General features: G+C 67.0%; 15 protein-coding genes. 5 read left to right on the top strand and 10 right to left on the bottom strand.

The window, feature by feature from the left end; genetic code table 11:
- Positions 1-1101 precede the first annotated feature (1101 nt).
- The 4 genes from ACFQW6_RS10885 to ACFQW6_RS10900 form a co-directional block, all read right to left on the bottom strand.
- On the bottom strand, positions 1102-2292 hold the full coding sequence (locus ACFQW6_RS10885; RefSeq protein ID WP_378544479.1) for an O-antigen ligase family protein: 1191 nt from the start codon (positions 2290-2292) through the stop codon (positions 1102-1104).
- Between the two features lie 121 nt (positions 2293-2413).
- A complete protein-coding gene (locus ACFQW6_RS10890; protein WP_378544482.1) occupies positions 2414-3469 on the bottom strand; it encodes a glycosyltransferase in 1056 nt (351 codons plus the stop codon).
- A gap of 28 nt (positions 3470-3497) precedes the next feature.
- A complete protein-coding gene (locus ACFQW6_RS10895; RefSeq protein WP_378544485.1) occupies positions 3498-4445 on the bottom strand; it encodes a glycosyltransferase family 2 protein in 948 nt (315 codons plus the stop codon).
- A 12-nt stretch (positions 4446-4457) separates the two neighbouring features.
- A complete protein-coding gene (locus ACFQW6_RS10900) occupies positions 4458-5888 on the bottom strand; it encodes a sugar transferase (protein ID WP_378544488.1) in 1431 nt (476 codons plus the stop codon).
- Between the two features lie 432 nt (positions 5889-6320).
- On the opposite strand from ACFQW6_RS10900, the gene ACFQW6_RS10905 reads away from it, so the two are divergent.
- On the top strand, positions 6321-7688 hold the full coding sequence (locus ACFQW6_RS10905; RefSeq protein ID WP_378544491.1) for a helix-turn-helix domain-containing protein: 1368 nt from the start codon (positions 6321-6323) through the stop codon (positions 7686-7688).
- A 6-nt stretch (positions 7689-7694) separates the two neighbouring features.
- On the opposite strand, the gene ACFQW6_RS10910 is transcribed toward ACFQW6_RS10905, so the two are convergent.
- Complete coding sequence (locus ACFQW6_RS10910) at positions 7695-7817, bottom strand: hypothetical protein (RefSeq protein WP_378544494.1); 123 nt, start codon at positions 7815-7817, stop codon at positions 7695-7697.
- Between the two features lie 291 nt (positions 7818-8108).
- Between ACFQW6_RS10910 and ACFQW6_RS10915 the strand changes: the two genes are divergently transcribed.
- Together ACFQW6_RS10915 and ACFQW6_RS10920 are read left to right on the top strand one after the other, a co-directional pair.
- Positions 8109-8870: a hypothetical protein gene (locus ACFQW6_RS10915; protein WP_378544497.1), complete on the top strand. Its 762-nt coding sequence runs from the start codon at positions 8109-8111 to the stop codon at positions 8868-8870.
- Between the two features lie 14 nt (positions 8871-8884).
- A complete protein-coding gene (locus ACFQW6_RS10920; RefSeq protein ID WP_378544500.1) occupies positions 8885-10351 on the top strand; it encodes a nucleotidyltransferase family protein in 1467 nt (488 codons plus the stop codon).
- Here ACFQW6_RS10920 and ACFQW6_RS10925 read toward each other — a convergent pair.
- Positions 10344-10832 carry a hypothetical protein gene (locus tag ACFQW6_RS10925; protein ID WP_378544503.1) on the bottom strand — a complete coding sequence of 163 codons (489 nt, stop codon included), beginning with the start codon at positions 10830-10832 and terminating at the stop codon, positions 10344-10346. The two genes, ACFQW6_RS10920 and ACFQW6_RS10925, sit on opposite strands and share 8 nt — an antisense overlap.
- 237 nt (positions 10833-11069) lie before the next feature.
- Here ACFQW6_RS10925 and ACFQW6_RS10930 point away from each other — a divergent pair, with 237 nt between their 5' ends.
- Complete coding sequence (locus ACFQW6_RS10930) at positions 11070-12467, top strand: polysaccharide biosynthesis tyrosine autokinase (protein WP_378544506.1); 1398 nt, start codon at positions 11070-11072, stop codon at positions 12465-12467.
- Between the two features lie 184 nt (positions 12468-12651).
- Positions 12652-13569, top strand: coding sequence for a hypothetical protein (locus tag ACFQW6_RS10935; protein ID WP_378544509.1), 918 nt, complete (start codon positions 12652-12654; stop codon positions 13567-13569).
- A 22-nt stretch (positions 13570-13591) separates the two neighbouring features.
- Here the strand turns inward: ACFQW6_RS10935 and ACFQW6_RS10940 are convergent, their stop codons facing one another.
- The 4 genes from ACFQW6_RS10940 to ACFQW6_RS10955 all read right to left on the bottom strand — a co-directional run bounded on the left by ACFQW6_RS10940 (position 13592) and on the right by ACFQW6_RS10955 (position 17016).
- A complete protein-coding gene (locus ACFQW6_RS10940; protein ID WP_378544512.1) occupies positions 13592-15094 on the bottom strand; it encodes an ATP-binding protein in 1503 nt (500 codons plus the stop codon).
- 181 nt (positions 15095-15275) lie between these two features.
- A complete protein-coding gene (locus ACFQW6_RS10945; protein WP_172256424.1) occupies positions 15276-15581 on the bottom strand; it encodes a DUF1416 domain-containing protein in 306 nt (101 codons plus the stop codon).
- Positions 15582-15647: 66 nt separating this feature from the next.
- Positions 15648-16496, bottom strand: a complete 849-nt coding sequence (locus ACFQW6_RS10950; RefSeq protein ID WP_378544516.1) for a sulfurtransferase — start codon at positions 16494-16496, stop codon at positions 15648-15650.
- A 37-nt stretch (positions 16497-16533) separates the two neighbouring features.
- Positions 16534-17016 carry a DUF4395 domain-containing protein gene (locus ACFQW6_RS10955; protein ID WP_378544519.1) on the bottom strand — a complete coding sequence of 161 codons (483 nt, stop codon included), beginning with the start codon at positions 17014-17016 and terminating at the stop codon, positions 16534-16536.
- Between the last annotated feature and the right edge of the window lie 167 nt (positions 17017-17183).

A 17183-nucleotide genomic window follows, 5' to 3' on the forward strand; every position in this document is an offset into this window, starting at 1 on the left:
TCTTCCTGACGCTCTACTTGCTGATGATCACGCTCACTCGGGGGCAAGTGGGATCAGTTGCATCCATTGCATTGCCTCGCCTCGAACTCAGCCGGCGACGACCCGAAGCCGCAAGAGCCGTCTGGGCCGCCTCCGTAGTCGGCATCACTCTCGGAGTCGCCACCGCCATCGGTGCTCTTGTTGCGGGCAATCCGCTGGGACAGTTCCTCGTGGTGCTGAGTTTGGCACTTCCGGGACTTCTTGTGCAGGACTGTCTGCGCCAGCTGTCATATGTTCTCGAGCGCCCGGCAGCGGCCTCGCTGAGCAGCCTTACCTGGCTGATCCTGCAACTTGTTGGCTTCGGTTGGCACCTGCAGACCCCGAGCCCTTCGGCGCTTACTCTCGCTACGATCTGGTCCTTCACGGCTTGGCCGGCGCTGCTCGTATCACTTCTAATCCTGCGATTGCCGCTGCCCGCGAACCGGAACCTTCTTTGGTGGCGAACTCACTCATCGCTTGCTCGAAGCCTGACGCTGGAGCACGCTCTAGTGGGCGGGGTGGCACAGGGAGCACCGCTCTTGATCGGGGCCATCGCAGGCATCTCTGCTGTGGCCTCGCTGCGAGGCGCGATGACCGTCATGGGACCGTTCACCATGCTTGCTCATGGTCTAGCGCTAACCCTCGTCCCCCGCGCCAGCTCAGCACTGGCGCGCGGCGACAGGTCGTTCCTACGGCCCCCAACCGTCGCGTGGTCTGCCATTGCACTGGCAGCCCTGGTCTGGGGGGCGCTGTGGAGCGCGGCACCGGCCAGTTGGGGCGCCTACCTTTTGGGGTCATCGTGGAACGGCGCGAGTACGGTTGTGTTTCCAGTGGCACTCTGGATAGCCCTCGGATATCTCGCAGAGCCGGCCGTTGTGGGCCTTCGCCTGACTGAGCGCAATTGGAAGGCCGCCAAGATTCGGAGTGCGATGACTCCCACGATGCTCGCTGCAGCAGCTCTGGGCGCTTGGTGGAGCGGAGTTCAGGGTGCAACTGCTGGTTTGGTATGTAGCTCGCTCTTGGCTCTGGGACTCTACTGGCGAGCGCTCCGAGCACGGTGAAGCGCGGGGTGCGCCTCAATCGCTACAGATGAGGCCGATGCCCACCACGGACCTTGCGCTGCCCCCGCGCTGACAGCCGGCCCGTCGGCCCGCGATCCTCTTCTTGCAAGGAGGTGACGCCCTGAGGATCGGCTGAATCCTCCCTCGGCGCGAAAGCCGACAAAAGCACTGCGACCGTCACCAAAGACGCATCCAACGTCAACGGGTTCCACATCACCTCGACGAGGCCGGAGATGAGGACGTACACGACGAGCGCGGCCAAATAGCCGTCGTTTCGCCTGCTCGCCATGAGAAGCGCAGACGTCGCCATACCAACGAAGCTGACAACAGCGACAACTCCCCCCGCGTAAAGAAGGAGCAGGCCCTGGCTATGCATGTAGTTCCTAGCCAGGACGTGCGTTGACCAATTGTCGATCCCTGCGCCAAGAAGCCAGTCGATCCGCAAGGCGGCTACACCTCGGGCCCAAATGCCGCCCCGGTTCGAGTAGTCGCTCGGCCCCGCCGTGTAGACCATCCACAATCCGAAACCCATGATTGCCGCAGGAGCGCTGAAGCTCAGCAGGCGTTTAAGCGACCGGCTCCGCGTTAGGTGCCATCCCCACCATGCGATGAGGGCTATCCCCACTGCCAGTTGACTTGTGCGGGATCCGGATGAATAGAGAACAAGGACGCTAGCCGCCAGAAGGCTCGGCCAGAGCCATTTGGCGTGGCGCCGCAGGGCCAGTGCTAGCAGAAATCCGAAACCAGCCAATCGAGCTAGCGTGTTTTCAGAAGCGAATCCGCCGACATACAGGCGACCAGCCGGACCGCATTTAAACTGCGTACATTCCGCCCAGTCGACTTGCGAGACCGCCCCGAGCGCTAACTGGAGTCCGATAGAAATTGCCAAGGATAACGCTGCGATCCGCCAGTTTACGGACCCTGTGCGGATAGCGACGAACAAAAATCCCACGATACACAGGGGGGCAATTCTCCCGAATGCGTCGACGACGGGAGCAGTCGGAGCGAGAAGGACGTTCACCGAGAAGGTCCATATCGCGCATACGAAGAACAGCATGACGAAGGCAGTCAACGGAGGAATGCTGTGCCGTTCGCCAGTGCGACGCGCCACCAACAGCAAGATTAGACCGCTGCAGGTAGCGATAACCACCCGTAGTACTTGAGACGCGGGAAGTGGGGAGATGCGATCCGCCGACATCGCGACGGTGTACATCGCTGCCAGGCTGAGACCGGCCAAAGTGTGTCTTGTAGGCGCGCGCACCAGATCACGCAGCGCAAGGACAACGACGATGCATCCCAAGAGGGCGATTACGTTTGGAAATTGGGCCCACATGTCAGTTGGGGCCCATGCTCGAAAGGAGTCCGTTCCACGCGGCGACGACAGCGGTCCTGTCGAACTCACTTGTCCGAGCCTCCGCGGCACGCGCAACTTCGGTGGGAGTAACCAGGATACGCGACGCGAGAATCTCTCGTAATTGTTCAGCACTATCGAACGTCTGGCCAGGAACGAAGTCCGGAATGAGCCAGTTGGTGACTCGATTCGCCGCGGCGATCACCGGCACACCCAACTCAGCCGCCTCGATAAATACCAGCCCAAAGGTTTCGCCGGCTGAAGGATGAACCATCACGTCTGAATTGGAGACCTCCAGCATGACGCGGTCGTGCAGCTCGTGACCGTGAAGCCGAATTCGGTCGCTAGCGCCAGATGCTGCAACCTGTGCCTCCAATGCAGCACGCTCAGGCCCGTCGCCGAAGATGTCCAGCAAGAGGTCAGGAGTGGCCGCCACCGCATCGATAGCCAGAGCGTGTCGCTTGTTCGCGGTAAGCGAACCCACGCTGATGGCCCTGTAGACATCGCTGGGCTCGCGGTCCAAGCGACGGACAGGGCTCATGCCAACGCTCACGAGATTGGGGATGACGTGCACCGAGTCAGTCCCAAACGTTGACGCCAGGTCCTGAGCGAGCGGTTTGCTGACAGCAACGATTGCGTCCGCGCGCCGATATAGCCTCCGTGCCAATGTCCACAATGTTCTCCTGGCAGGCGTTGTCTCGATCTGCTCGCGCATCAAACTGTGTTCCCAGACGACCAGACGGTTCCGACGAAACCTCGGCACAAGGAGCGCGGGTACCGCCAACCATGGTCCAACCAAGACAATCGTCTGTTCGGGAGCTACGTCGAAGTGGCGAAAGATTCGCCACCACCTCGCGGCCATTGCAAAACGTCGAGGCGCGAGGCCGAGGCTGGACGAGGACACACCGGGGAGCGATGGCGGCGTTCCAGCAACAGCAACTACGCGCACGTTCCGTTCAGCAGCCAACTCAGAAGCTACGTCGAGTGCCACTCGTTCCATGCCAAGCGTGGGTACCGCATAAGCCATCAGGAAGGTCACCGGCGCACACGGATGGTCCTCAGGCATCTCAGCGCACCCTGACCATGATCCGCTCAACTGTCCGACGCGGCAGGAGTCCACCGCAGGCGATGAGCAGCGGGCCAATGGAAGGCATCGCTCGAGTCCGGGCGATTGCTGCTACCACCTCGCGAACCCCGCGGAACGAGCGTGCGGCGACTGCATAGCGCAGCGTCTGGGCGGCTAGGAAGTCCGCGGTTACCTGAGCCGGTGCTAGTGGTAAGAGCACCCGGGTCGCCCAAGCCAGCGAATCACCCCAAGACTTTCCCGCCGAGATGGACCCGGAACTCCCAGTTTGTATGCGGACCACGGGGTCCCGCACCTGCGCGAACCCCACATCCCCGCGCGCCTGAGCTCGGACAAGCCAGTCCCAATCTTGATGTCGGCGGAGCGACTCATCCCACGCCACTGATTCTGCTAATGAACGGTCGCAGAGCAACGACGAGGTATACATCGACGCCCTGCCACCCGCCGGTCGACGTCTGCGGAACAGGTAGTCGCTAACGGTCTGGCCGGGGCGTATCAGCCTGGTTGGGAGCGGCCGCGACTCTGTGGCCCCAGCGGCGTCAACCTGCAGGTGACGGCCGGCAACCACGACATGTGGCCGACCGATCGTCGAGGCCAGCGCGATTTGAGAAGCGAGTTTTCCGGGCAGCCATTCGTCATCGTCATCCAAGAAGGCCACCCAAGGGGCTGTAGAGGCGTGTACCCCAGCATTGCGCGCCGCGGAGCCGCCTCGACCTCCCCCGGTCCACAACACGCGCTGCGCCTCCAGATGGATGTCATCGGGAAGCTCGACTTCTGCCTCCGCCTTATCCACCACGACAACGATGTCGACAGAGACATCCTCCTGCGCGGCTGCGCTTCGTATGGCTCTCAACAGTTCCGGCCGTCCAACAGTTGGGATGACCACCGTAACGAGTGGTGCTGGCTGGTCGACTCCCGAGCCGCTCGACATCGGACGCACGCGTCAGTAGGCCCCGTCAGATCCGAGCACAGCCCGCAGAGTCCGCCACAAGATGGTCACGTCAGTCATCATCGACCAGTTTTCCACGTAGTGCACGTCCAAATCGATTGCCTCCGCGTATGCGAGATCCGAACGACCAGACACCTGCCAGAGACCGGTCATCCCCGGGCGCACAGTCAAGCGGCGCTTCGCCAGGTTGTCGTACTGAGCAACCTCGAAGTCACGCTGAGGCCGGGGACCGACGAGACTCATATCGCCTCGCAGGACGTTCACCAACTGGGGGAGCTCGTCAATCGAGAAGCGGCGAATGAATGACCCTACGCGGGTGACGCGCGGGTCCTTGGCCAGCTTGGGAAGCTCGGCCAGCGACTTCCCTTCTGCTTTGAGCAGTGCGGCCAACTGACTGTCGGCGTCGGAGCGCATCGAGCGGAACTTGATCATCCCAAAGCGTTCGCCATTGCGGCCGATGCGCTCCTGGCGGTAGAAGACGCGGCCCGTGCTCGAGACCTTCACGGCGATGGCCGTGGCGACAAACAGAGGTGCGACGGTCAACAGCACGATCGATGCACCGACAATGTCGAAGAGCCGCTTGCTGAGTCGCGCTGCCGCGGCGTACTGCGGCTCGCTCACGTGCAGCATTGGCATGCCCGAGACGTCCTGCAGGAACAGCCGCGAGGACGACACGTTGAGGACGTTGGGCGACAAGATGAGGTCGATGTTCGACCCCTCGAGCTGCCACGCGAGGTCGCGAAGCGACGCGTGACCAAGGTGTTCAGTGTCCGTTACCACCACTGTGGTAGCACCGGACCGAGCAAGGGCCTCGGTGAAGTCCGTTGTCGAAGACATCACTGGGACGCCGCGCGGCGCGTCCCCGGTGATGGCAGCCAGCGGCTGCCTCTCGTCGGGGATCCAGACTCCGCACACGTCGTAACCAGCGGTCTTGTGCTTGTCGAACCATGTGGCGAGCTCGGCCGCTGCTCGCTCGCCTCCGATGACGAGAACTCTCGCTGCGGCCTCACCCTGCATCCGCGCCCGGTGCAGGCTGACTCGAGCCAGCTTCCTCTCGACGAGGAGTCCGACCAGGCCAAGCGGGAACGCGGTCGCGAGGTACAGCCGAGATGCATCCATCTTGAGCGCCACCGACAGCATCGCGAGCACAGCGAAGACGCGGAACGTCGCGACGATGACTCGTCGATACTCCTCCCAGCCGTGGCCTACAACCTTGGGACTGCGTGCTTGGTGCATCTGCAGAGAGAGCCACCACATGCCGGCGAGCGCCAACCCCAAAACCGCGTAGGAGGCGCCGAGGCCGTCAACCTGCGGCTCGGCGATCAAGCCGAACTGTGCGACCTGCGCGGTGCCGAGTGCGAGAGACAATACAATGAGATCACCGAGGAGCAACAAGCGGGCGTGGCGTTGGCGCCAGTCGATCACAGTGCCGGCGGGTCGGTCGGCAGCGACCTGACGGGACCGGTGCCCAATCTCTGGACGTGGCAGTGCCACCTCGGGCACACGACTGACTACTGACATTGCATCCCCCACGGATGACTTGAACCCCGAGACCCCCGGGAGCGACGTCAACCAACCCCTGACTGACATGCACACGCTAAGCGAGGATCGGCTCGCTCGTGCAAAGTTGAACGAAGTTGAACCGTTTGTGAGGTGTGCTGTTCCTCACCAGTTACTCACGGCTCACCCCTACGCAGGTGTCGGTGCCACCTGAAGCTTCCGTCTCGACGGCTTCGGGTGGCTCCGAGGCTCACACGCCAGCGGAGACGGTGGTCACTTGGGACCATTTGGGCAAACGTGCCGACCGTTTTTGCCACAATTCAACAACTCGGCTCGCCAGACCCTCACAATGGCCGAATGGACGCACGTCAGGCCGAACTGCTCGCCCAGGCCGACGCCCACGAGCTGGGTCGTCGGCTTCGCTCCATCCGTGTTGCCCGGGGGCTGACGCAGGGCGAGGTGGTCGGCGACACGATGTCGGTCGCCTATCTCTCCCGTCTGGAGACCGGCGCTCGTAAGCCGACGGTGAAGGCACTCAGCGCGCTCGCCGCCCGGCTCGACGTCACGATCGACTCGCTGCTCGCCGTCGAGCCGGGGCAGGACCCTGACGAGGTGCGACTGGCGCTGGACTATGCCGAGCTCGCCCTCGAGTCCGGAGAACCCGCCGAAGCCGCCCAGCACCTCGACGCAGCCCTGAGCGGCGTGGGCGACGTGGCCGGGACGGGCATGCGTGAGCGCGCTCGGCTTCTCCACGCTCGCTCGCTGGAGGCCAGTGGACGTGAGGACGACGCCATCATCGAGCTCGAAGCACTCCTCGAGGACAGCACGGTGAGCGGTGTCAGCCGCATCACGGCCGGCATCGCCCTCAGCCGCATCCACCGGGAGACCGGTGACCTGGGCCGCGCGATCACGTGCGGCGAGGACGTGCTGTCGCAGCTGCGCATCGCCGGCCTCGACGCGAGCGACGAGGCAGTGCAGCTCTCCGTCACGGTGGCGGCCGCCTACTTCGAGCGCGGCGACACGGCGCATGCCGTTCGACTCTGTGCCAAGGCGATCACCCAGGCCGAGACGCTCGACTCGCCACGGGCCCGGGCGTCGGCGTACTGGAACGCCAGCGTGATGCAGGCCAACCGCGGCGACATTACGGCGGCCGTCCCGCTCGCCGAGCGCGCATTGGCCCTGCTCGGAGAAGGGCAGGACGCGCGCAACCTGGCGCGACTGCGCGCCGAGGTGGGGCGCCTGCAGCTCGAGCTGGAGCCCCCTGCGGTGGACGACGCGCGCAGCAACCTGCAGCAGGCGGTCTCGGAGATGGAGTGGAGTAGTGCGACACCCATGGACAGGGCGTGGACGCTGCTGGGTCTGGCCCGCGCAGCCTTCCTCAGCGAGGACCACGAAGAGTGCCGCCGCCTGCTCGCGGACGTCCATGCCACGTCTGACGGCCAGTCGCCGCTGGCCGAGGCCGAGGCGCTTGCTCTCGAGGGCAGGATCAGCGCCGCGGAGGCGGACACCCAGGAGGCAGCGCGGTGCTACCAGGCAGCCGTTCTCAAGCTCTCCAGCATCGGCGCCGACAAGAGCGCCGCACAGCTGTGGTTCGACCTTGCGGCACTCTTGGAGAGCGTCGGACTGGTCGAGGCCGCGACCGACGCCTATCGTCGCGCCGCGGCCTCGACCGGCCTCCGTGCTCGCACGACCGCTCCGGCGGTCACGCGTGAGCTGACGTCGTAGGGGGTCTCAGCAGCACCAGATGTTGCGCTGCTGGACGTCCTTGGGAGCCGCGGTCGCGGGAGCAGCAGCCATTCCGGCCATGCTGACGACGGCGGTGGCGGCAACGACGATGCGAGCGATGTTCTTCATGGGGTGACTCCTATGTGGGGTGTGGGCTGACCGAACGACATGTGGGAACCGCGTCGCTCGCCGCGATCATGTCAAAAATGCTGCGCGGACGCGCCGTGTCTGGCAAACTCAGTCAAGACTGATTGGCAAACGCCCCCGCCGAGACGTCTGCTCGTCAAGTGCCCCCCACTACGAGCCAAGAAGATGCGTTCCACCCCACGGAGCGCCCGGAGCCCCCCGCACCCCACGCGGGGGGCCCATTCTTTTTCCTTCCGAGCCGGGGGCCCGGTGGATCCACCTAGGGTGGCGCCCATGTGCAGCACTGACGAGCTCGAGGTCGAGCGGGACGTCGTCGCCCACGTCTCGGCCTTCGGGGTCGTCGTGCCGATCCGAGCCTCTCCGACACTGCGCCGGCCCGTGCTGGAAGCGTGGCGCGACGCTCTGACCGACAGCGAGCCCACCACCGATGTGGTGGAGGCTGAAGGGCCTGACGTCGCGAACGCCCTGCACTACCTGTCCCCCGCCGTAACCACAGCCGCGATCGACGCCAGGGCGGGCGAGCTCGTCATGCTGCACGCTGCGGCCCTCGCCGACCCCGCGACCGGCCGCACTGCGGTGCTCGTCGCGGCCTCGGGCACCGGCAAGACCACTGCCTCGGTGAACCTCGGGAGGACGTTCGCCTACCTCACCGACGAGACGTCAGCCATCACCCCGGACGGGGTCGTGCTGCCCTACCGCAAGCCACTGTCCATCATCGACGGCGGACATCTGAAGACGCAGGTCGCCCCGTCCGAGCTCGGACTGCTCGCAACTGAGCAGGAGTGCCGGCTGGCCGCCCTGCTCGTGATCGAACGGGATCCGCAGCACCGAGGCGCGCCGACCGTCGAGCCCCTCGAGACCGTAGACGCCATCGCCGCCATCGCGCCCCAGTCGTCCTACCTGCCCAGCATGGACAAGCCCCTGCATCGTCTGGCCGAGCTGATCCACCTCGTGGGCGGCGCGCGGCAAGTCCGTTACGCCGAGTCGGCAGACCTCGAGCCCGTGCTCGCCGAGCTCCTGGCGATGCCCTCGTGATCGTCAGGCGCGGGGTGCTGACCGACCACTACGTCGAGGGCGAGCGCAGCGTGGTCATGGTGGACGAGAGCGTCCTTGGACTGTCGCCGATCGCAACTGCGATCCTCCAAGCCGTGCCCGACGGCGTCACCGCGACTCTTCGAGCTGTGACCGAACACGTTGTTGCTACCTTCGGCCTGCCGGAGGGGCCGGAGTCGGCGGAGGCTCTCACGGAGCAGCAGATCTGGGACCTCGTGGCACACAGAGTTCTCGTGGTGGTCGAGGACGAGAGATCTCGCGACGGGACTTCGTCCTTCACCCACCATCGATCTGACTCGGACGCCCTCGAGCCCGACGGGGCCGCGGCCGTCAATGCGTTGCGCGACGCGCTACGACACCTGCGCTCCAATGACGACCGCCGGTGGGCAGCTCCTGATTCGCTGAGTCCTCGAGGACTCGTGAGCGCAGCGCGGCAGCACCACGTCGTTCCTTACCTGGCGGCCAATCTCGACCGCCTTGACATCCCTCGGCAGGCGAGGTCAGAGCTCGAAGCCGCTGCCGGCCGCCAGCGCGCGGGGGCGGCGGTGCTGGCGGCCGACCTGTCCGTAGCCTTGGCGGCGCTAAGCAACGCTGGCGTAAGGGCCTTGGCGTTCAAGGGAGTGGCGCTCGCAACGCTGGCTTACGGCGACTTCGCGATTCGGGGTGCAGGCGACCTAGATTTGCTCGTCTCTCCTCGCGATTTGCCCACAGCTCATCGAGCGCTTTCCGGAGCGGGCTGGCAACCGGCCGCTGGTTACCCGACTCCCGGGCCGACGTGGGCTTGGCGCCACTTGGTCCGCACGTGGAGCGAGCTGACGCTCGTTGGTGCCAACAGCGACGTCGATCTCCATTGGTACCTGACGCCGACCCGTAACACGTTTCCCGAGTTCGACATTCTTTGGTCGCGTCACATGGTGGTGTCCGTCGACGGCCACCAGATTCCCACGTTGAGCCCGTACGACGCCCTCAGCCATTCAGCCGGTCATGCCGCCAAGGACGGATGGCGTTGGATGCGCAGCCTGCTCGACGTCCACAGCCTGATGAGCGAGAGAGAAGCCTGGCTTCTGGCTGATCGGCCGCTGCGCCCGGACCAGTTGACGTCTGTCGCAATCGCCGCCGAGATGTTCGGCGTGCCTCCGGACGTTCCGCCAGTCGTCGGCCAGGCAGCTAGCCATGTCGACGCAACCTTCATGTCGGCACTACGCGGACAACAGGTGTCGACTGATTCACGGCACCGACCCACCACCGTGTTGGGTCTGCATCTTCTCAAGGGACTACGCAACCTTCGTCGTACGGGCGCCTCGCCGCGCGAACTGGTCAGGCTTCTCAGCCGAAGCGCACTGCCCCCTTGGGCGACGGCCGAGGTGCGGTCGCCCTACGCCGTTGTCGCGGTGCCGTCGGCGTTGAGGCATCGACTCCGCGAAGTCGCTGCGAAGATCGGACCGTCGACCCGACCTACTTGACGTACGTCCCACCCACGACCTTCGAACCGCCGTCCCACGTGAAGGTGATGCTGAACGTGATGCTCGTGTACGAGGTGTTGCTCAGCGCCAGCGTTGGTGCAAAGGTCACAACGCCGGAAGCAGCGGTCACAGGACGGGCAAATGTCGCGCTGCCTGTCGAGTGGTCCCACGTCCCGACCCAAGGCGAGGCGATCGATCCGGACGACACGACGGTCCCATTCGGCTGATTGATCTTGTACGTCATTACGGCCGTGACCACGGACTTCCGGACAAGCGTGAAGCTCGTCGTCGCCGTGACGTCCTGGCCCTTACGCGTGAACGTAGGACCCGAGAAACCCGTGGCGTCCGACGCAGCCGCGTAGGCCGGCACGGCCACGACAACCGTGACCGCCGATGCGGACCACGCTGCCCCACGCAGCGCGGTCCGACGGGTGATGCCGCTCTCGTTCGAGCGTGACTGACTGGTGAGCTGATCGCTCATGTGTGGTGCCCCCACCTTGAAGTTGTGAGTGGTCGCCCCCGACCACTCCCGGTCGACTCGTGCCGTCCGGGTGATCGGAAGGCTATAGAGCCAAAACCCGAACTCCGCCGTGTGTTACTGGAATGAGGGGTTTCCTCGGTGAAAGTTGTACTTCCCCACGGACCACCCCATTCGGGGGACGTCGCACGCAGCGGCACCTACGCTGCTAAAGACATCCGGGAAAGTAAAGGGGATCCGGTGGAGCTCGCCGACTACCTGCGCATCTTGCGCAACCACTGGATCGCCGTGACGGCGTTCATCCTGGTGGCCGCTCTCGCCGCCTTCGGGTGGAGCAGCATCCAGCCCAAGGTCTACGCCGCGAGCTCGTCGGGCTTCGTCACCTCCGGCGGCGGCGGCGACCCCGGCCTCGACAGCCTCAACGACTCGCTGTCCAAGTCGCGCGCGGCGTCGTACGTCGTGCTGGCGAAGGACCGCGAGACCGCCTCGATCGTCATCGACGACCTCGGTCTCGACACCTCGCCCGAGGGCCTGGTCGGCAGCATCGACGCCGCGCAGACGCCCGACACCGTCATCATCTCCATCACCGCGCGCGCAGGCACGCCCGAGGAGGCGCAGCGGCTCGCCGACGCCTGGGTGGGCGCGCTCGCGCAGCGGGTCAAGAGCATCGAGGCCGGCAAGTCGAGCGGGAACCAGGGCATGCGCATCGAGGTGTCGGAGTCGGCACAGCTCCCGACGAGCCCGGTGTCGCCGCAGGTCGAGCGCAACGTGCTCCTCGGCGCCGTGCTCGGCGCCCTGCTCGGGCTCGGGTACGCCGTTGTGCGCACCCTGCTCGACCGCCGCATCCGTTCGGCAGAGGACGTCGAGCGTGACACCGGTGTCCCGGTCGTCGGATCGGTCCCGGACATCGGCAAGGCGCCCGGCATCTTCGTGGGCAGCGGCACCGGAAGTGCCGCCCTCGCCGCTGAAGGCGTACGCCGCCTGCGCACCAACCTGTCCTACATGGACGTCGACAACCCGCCGCGCGCGATCGTCGTCACCAGCCCCAAGCAGGGCGACGGCAAGTCGACGGTCGCCGCCAACCTCGCCGCCGCCATCGCGGGCTCCGGCCAAGCCGTCACACTCGTCGACGCCGACCTGCGGCGGCCCACCGTCGCGGCCGCGGCCGGGGTCGACGACACCGTGGGTCTCACCGACGTGTTGTCCGGCCGCCTCGAGCTGGCCGACGCCCTCCAGTCGCACCCGACCATCGAGGGCCTCAGCGTGCTGACCTCGGGCTCGCGACCGCCCAACCCCAGCGAGATCCTGGGGTCCCAGGCCATGCGCGGCGTCATCGCCGACCTGACCGCCAAGGGGATGCTCATCATCGACGCTCCTCCCCTGCTGCCCGTGACCGACGCCGCCGTCGTCGCGCACGCCGCCGACGGCGCGTTCATCGTGGTCTCGGCCGGCCGGACCCTCGACACCGAGCTCGCCAACGCCCTGGGCCACCTGCGCACCGTCAACGCCCGCCCGCTCGGCATCATCCTCAACCGGGTGTCGAAGCGGACCGTCGGCGCCGGCAACTACGGCCACTACGGCTACGGCACCGACGACTACGTCGAGAGCACCACCGGACGGCGCAAGAACCGACGCTGACCCCGGGGAAGGTCGAAGGTCTGCACCAGCGGACCAGACCGCTCGACGACCAGATCAAGGTTTCTCGCACGTTCGGTGCAGCCCGGCTGCAACGGCCGAAAGTCGACCTACGCTCGCCGGACCAGCCCGTGGGGGCGCTGGTTTCGTCGAAACGTGGGGGTACGCCGTGTCCGATCAGGCACGCATGGGATCGACCGTGCTCAGCAGGCGGGCTGCCGTCCGGGGAGCCGTGTGGTCGATTCCCGCGGTCACCGTCGCGACGACGGCGCCGGCCTTCGCCAACACCTCGGGACGGCCCGTGATCACGGAGCTCGTCGCTTCCTACGCGCCGGGCCAGCCGGAAGAGCTCACCGTGTCGGCGACCGTCACCGGCTTCGACGCGAGCTATCAGCTGGCGCTCACCATCCCGGCCGGGGTCTTTGACAGCGTCGGCTCGGCAAGCGCGTCCGGTCCGACCAGCACGGGCCTGGCCACGAGCCACACCCTGCTCTTCACCGGCACCACGTCCCACTTGCAGGCGACGCTGACGCTCGGCTCTCAGACCGAGCTGCCGTGGCGCGGGTTCCAAGGTGGAGCCTTCCCCATCAGCGCGATCGCCATGTCGGGCGCCCAGCAGTCCGACCCCACGCCGGCGGCCGTCCCGCCCTGCGACATGATCAATCCTCCGCTCAGTTCCGACGCGAACGCGACGGCGAGCCTCTGGCGACTATCCGCCGCCGGCATCGCTGCGAACTACGGTTATCCCGGGGTCATCGGGAAGATCGTCCTCGTCATCGCGGTCCGCAAGGTCGCCGGCGAGGCCAAGCCCGAGACCTCCACCGTCCACAGCGCGTGGACGCGCACCGACGTCGCCGACGAGTCGGACAAGTGGCTCTACCGATTCACCACGACGCAGTCGCACCACACCTCCAGGACCGGTCCGCAAGCCGGCAACTCCCACCGCGGCCCCGCCCCTGATGTCTCCGGTGGCAACCACTACGAGTTCTGGGCCGACATGCAGGACATGCCGCCCTCGCTGGTCAACAGCGACGCCGTGTTCAACTTCTCCGTCGAAGGAGACACCGCTCCGCGGTTCTGGCGACTGGGGACCATCACGGCCTGAGGGGCGCGTGCCCGGGCACGCCTCAGCGGGGCAGCAGCACGCAGACGCTGGTGCCCTCGCCGGGCGTGCTCTCCAGCGACACCACGCCGCCGTGCGCCTCGACGATGCTGCGCACGATCGTGAGGCCCAGACCCGTGCCGGACACCTGGCGCCGACGGGCGTTGGCGCCGCGGTAGAACCGGCCAAACACCTGGTCCACGTCACCCGCGTCGATGCCGGTGCCCTCGTCGGTCACGGTCAGCACCAGGCGCTCCTGGCGCTCGCCCAGGTCGACGGTGACCACGCCGCCCGGTGAGCTGTAGGCGATCGCGTTGTCCAGCAGGTTGTCGAAGACCTGGCGCAGGCGCATGCCGTCGGCGACGGCCGGCAGGGCGTCCGGCACCCGGGCGTTGATGCGCACCCCGCGGCTGTCCGCGTCCAGCGCGGCAGCGTCGACCGCCTCGCACAGGATCACGGCGAGGTCGACGCGGTAGGGGTCCACCAGCGGCGAGCCGGACGAGACCCGCGTGGTGAAGAGGAGGTCGGCGACCAGGTGCGAGAGCCGGAGCATGTTGCGCCGGGCCGCGGTCACCTGCTGGTGGCCCTCGGGGCTGACATCGGTCGACTCGTCGAGCAGCTCGAGGTAGGCAAGCGCCGCCGTGAGCGGCGTACGCAGCTCGTGGGAGATCGTCGAGACGAACTCGTCCTTCACGCCCATGGCGCGCACCAGGTCGGTCACGTCGTGGTAGGCCAGGACGGCGCCCGCCAGCTCGCCCGTGCGGTCGAGCACCCGCCGCGCGGAGACCGACAGCGCCCGGCGCGAGTGCGGGTCCTCCCCCACCCACAGGCGGAGGTCGTCGAACTCCTCGCCGCGCGCGGCTCGCACCGACGGCATGTCGTCGCTCACCAGCGGCTGCTGGTCGACGTCGTAGGCGAAGCCGGTCTGACCCGCCTGGCCGAGGTGGCCGCCGGGGAAGGCGAGCTCGAGGAACTCGCGGTGCCGGCCGTTCATGGCGAGGTAGCGGCCCGCGGCGTCGATCTGCAGCAGCCCGACGGCGACGCCCTCGAAGATCGCCTGGGCCGTACGACGTTCCGCATCCGCGGCGGCCTCCGCCGCGTCGAGCCGGTCGACGAAGGCCTGGCGCTCGCTGAGGTCGACGACCTGGGAGATGAAGTGGATCGGCGCGCCCCGCGGGTCGCGGAGCAGGGCGACGGACAGGTCGCCGACCAGGATGCTGCCGTCGGCGCGGAGGTAGCGCTTGGTGATCCGGTAGGAGCTGATCTCCCCGGCGAGCGTCTGCTCGAACAGGCGCAGGTCGGCGTCGAGGTCGTCGGGATGGGTGATGTCCTGGAAGGACTTCGTGATCAGCACGTCGGCGTCGTGGCCGAGCATCTCGCACAGTGCGACGTTGGCCGTCATGAAGCCGCCCGTCGGGGAGATGATGGCCATCCCGACCGGCGAGTGCTCCATCGTCAGGCGCCAGAGCTCGTCGGTGTCGAGCGCGGTCGCGGGCGAAGGCGCAGGCGCGAACTCAGCGACCATCATCACCCACTCTCTCCACGACACAGCCCGAACGCGGCGCACAGCCCGAGCTGCCACGGTAAGGCCAGTGCGGAGCGCCCATCGGGGGTGTGGGGGAACAGTGGCGAAAATGAGAGGAACGCCCCGCGCTCACCGCGCGAGGCGCCCCTCCGGTGGTCTGGACCAGCCGCGGGTCCGGGCAGCCTCAGGCGCTGACCAGCACCTGGACCTCGGCGACCGAGCCCGTCGCGGCGACGACGCGGGTGTCGACCGGCTGGGCCTTGGGCGCCAGCGTCCGCAGGGTCCACTCGCCGTCGCCGGCGAAGAAGCGGAAGTGCCCCGTCGCGGACGTCGGCACCTCAGCGGTGAACTCGCCGCTGCGGTCGAGCAGGCGGACGTACGCGTTGGCGACGGGCTCGTCACCGCTGCGCAGCACCTGACCCTGGATCACGGCTTCCTTGGCGACGTTGACGCCGTCGAGCGACAGGCCGCCCTCCTTGGCTCCGCACATGGTGTTTCCTTTCAGAAGTTCTGGGTTTCGTGACGGGACTTCGTCCCTCCTCAACCAGCGAGGGGGTCAGGCCTCCCCGGGCTCGTCGCCGAGGGCGACCGGGACGCCGACGAGCGAGCCGTACTCGGTCCAGGAGCCGTCGTAGTTCTTGACGTTCTTGCGGCCGAGGAGCTCGGTCAGCACGAACCACGTCAGCGAGGAGCGCTCGCCGATGCGGCACAGCGCGATGGTGTCCTTGTCGGTGTCGAAGCCGACCTCGTCGTAGAGCGCGGTGAGCTCCTCGTCGGACTTGAAGGTCCCGTCGTCGTTGGCGTTCTTGCTCCACGGCACGTTGACCGACGTCGGGATGTGGCCGGCGCGCTGGGCCTGCTCCTGCGGCAGGTGGGCCGGTGCGAGCAGCCGGCCGGCGTACTCGTCGGGGCTGCGCACGTCGACGAGGTTCTGCGTGCCGATCGCGGCGACGACCTCGTCGCGGAAGGCGCGGATCGAGGGGTCCTGCTCCTGCGCGGTGTACGACGTCTTCGCGCGCGTGGGGAGCTCGTCGGTCAGCTCGCGGGAGTCGAGCTCCCACTTCTTGCGACCGCCGTCGAGGAGCTTGACGTCCTGGTGGCCGTAGAGCTTGAAGTACCAGTAGGCGTAGGCCGCGAACCAGTTGTTGTTGCCGCCGTAGAGCACGACGGTGTCGTCGTTGGCGACACCGCGCTCGGACAGCAGGGCCTCGAACTGCTCCTTGTTGACGAAGTCGCGACGGACCTGGTCCTGGAGGTCGGTGGTCCAGTCGAGCTTGATGGCTCCCCGGATGTGGCCCTTGTCGTAGGCGGTGGTGTCCTCGTCGACCTCGATGAGGACGACGCCGTCGGTGTCGAGGTTGTCATCGACCCACTGGGCGGTGACGAGCGAGTTCTCGCGGCTCATGGTTGGTGTGCTCCTTGTGTGGTGAACAGTCGTGGTGTCAGACGGTGGCGATGAAGCGGCGGACGAGCAGGTAGACCTCGCATCCCAGGCAGAAGGCGAAGACGGCGTTGAGGAGGGCGGCGACCAGCGCGAGGCCGACCGCCACCTGGGCGACGACGGTGGCGCCGGCCGCGAAGGCGATCAGCCCGACGAGCGCGAACGCGAGGCCCACGACCTGGGCGAATCGCGGCGGCTCGGGGGCCTCCCACTCGGTCGGCGCGGCCAGGCGCGGGCGGACGAGCGTGCGGAACAGCCACGCGTACGGCGTCGCCTGCACCCCGCGCACCGCACCCACCGCGAACAGCACCGCCTGCACGGCGAGCAGCGCGACGGCGTACGGCGTCGGCAGCAGCAGCACGGCCACCAGGACCACGGCGGTCAGGGCGGCGGCGAGCTGCGGGCCGCGGGGGTCGATCGCACCATCCGGACGGAGGGCGGCACCGGGACCCTGAGCGGGCCTGGGCGTGGCGGTGGTGGTCATGTCTCTCCTGAGGTCGGTCAGCACGGCAGGGCCGAGCACAGCGGGGGCAGACCCGGCGTGCGGGTCCCACCGACCGAGCGCGGTCCGGCGACGACAGGCCGGACGGAGGGGCTCAGGGGAGCGGTGGGACCGCTACGACATTCGACACAGCGCCGAACGCACGCGGC

Source organism: Nocardioides sp. GCM10028917, assembly GCF_042666175.1.
Classification (GTDB): Bacteria; Actinomycetota; Actinomycetes; order Propionibacteriales; family Nocardioidaceae; genus Nocardioides.

What these genes read in the sequence shown, in the direction of transcription:
- ACFQW6_RS10885 (WP_378544479.1), bottom strand. Translation starts at nt 2,292, where the DNA reads ATGTACACCGTCGCGATGTCGGCGGATCGCATCTCCCCACTTCCCGCG.
- ACFQW6_RS10895 (WP_378544485.1), bottom strand. Translation starts at nt 4,445, where the DNA reads ATGTCGAGCGGCTCGGGAGTCGACCAGCCAGCACCACTCGTTACGGTG.
- ACFQW6_RS10905 (WP_378544491.1), top strand. Translation starts at nt 6,321, where the DNA reads ATGGACGCACGTCAGGCCGAACTGCTCGCCCAGGCCGACGCCCACGAG.
- ACFQW6_RS10910 (WP_378544494.1), bottom strand. Translation starts at nt 7,817, where the DNA reads ATGAAGAACATCGCTCGCATCGTCGTTGCCGCCACCGCCGTCGTCAGC.
- ACFQW6_RS10915 (WP_378544497.1), top strand. Translation starts at nt 8,109, where the DNA reads ATGTGCAGCACTGACGAGCTCGAGGTCGAGCGGGACGTCGTCGCCCAC.
- ACFQW6_RS10925 (WP_378544503.1), bottom strand. Translation starts at nt 10,832, where the DNA reads ATGAGCGATCAGCTCACCAGTCAGTCACGCTCGAACGAGAGCGGCATC.
- ACFQW6_RS10935 (WP_378544509.1), top strand. Translation starts at nt 12,652, where the DNA reads ATGGGATCGACCGTGCTCAGCAGGCGGGCTGCCGTCCGGGGAGCCGTG.
- ACFQW6_RS10940 (WP_378544512.1), bottom strand. Translation starts at nt 15,094, where the DNA reads ATGATGGTCGCTGAGTTCGCGCCTGCGCCTTCGCCCGCGACCGCGCTC.
- ACFQW6_RS10945 (WP_172256424.1), bottom strand. Translation starts at nt 15,581, where the DNA reads ATGTGCGGAGCCAAGGAGGGCGGCCTGTCGCTCGACGGCGTCAACGTC.
- ACFQW6_RS10950 (WP_378544516.1), bottom strand. Translation starts at nt 16,496, where the DNA reads ATGAGCCGCGAGAACTCGCTCGTCACCGCCCAGTGGGTCGATGACAAC.
- ACFQW6_RS10955 (WP_378544519.1), bottom strand. Translation starts at nt 17,016, where the DNA reads ATGACCACCACCGCCACGCCCAGGCCCGCTCAGGGTCCCGGTGCCGCC.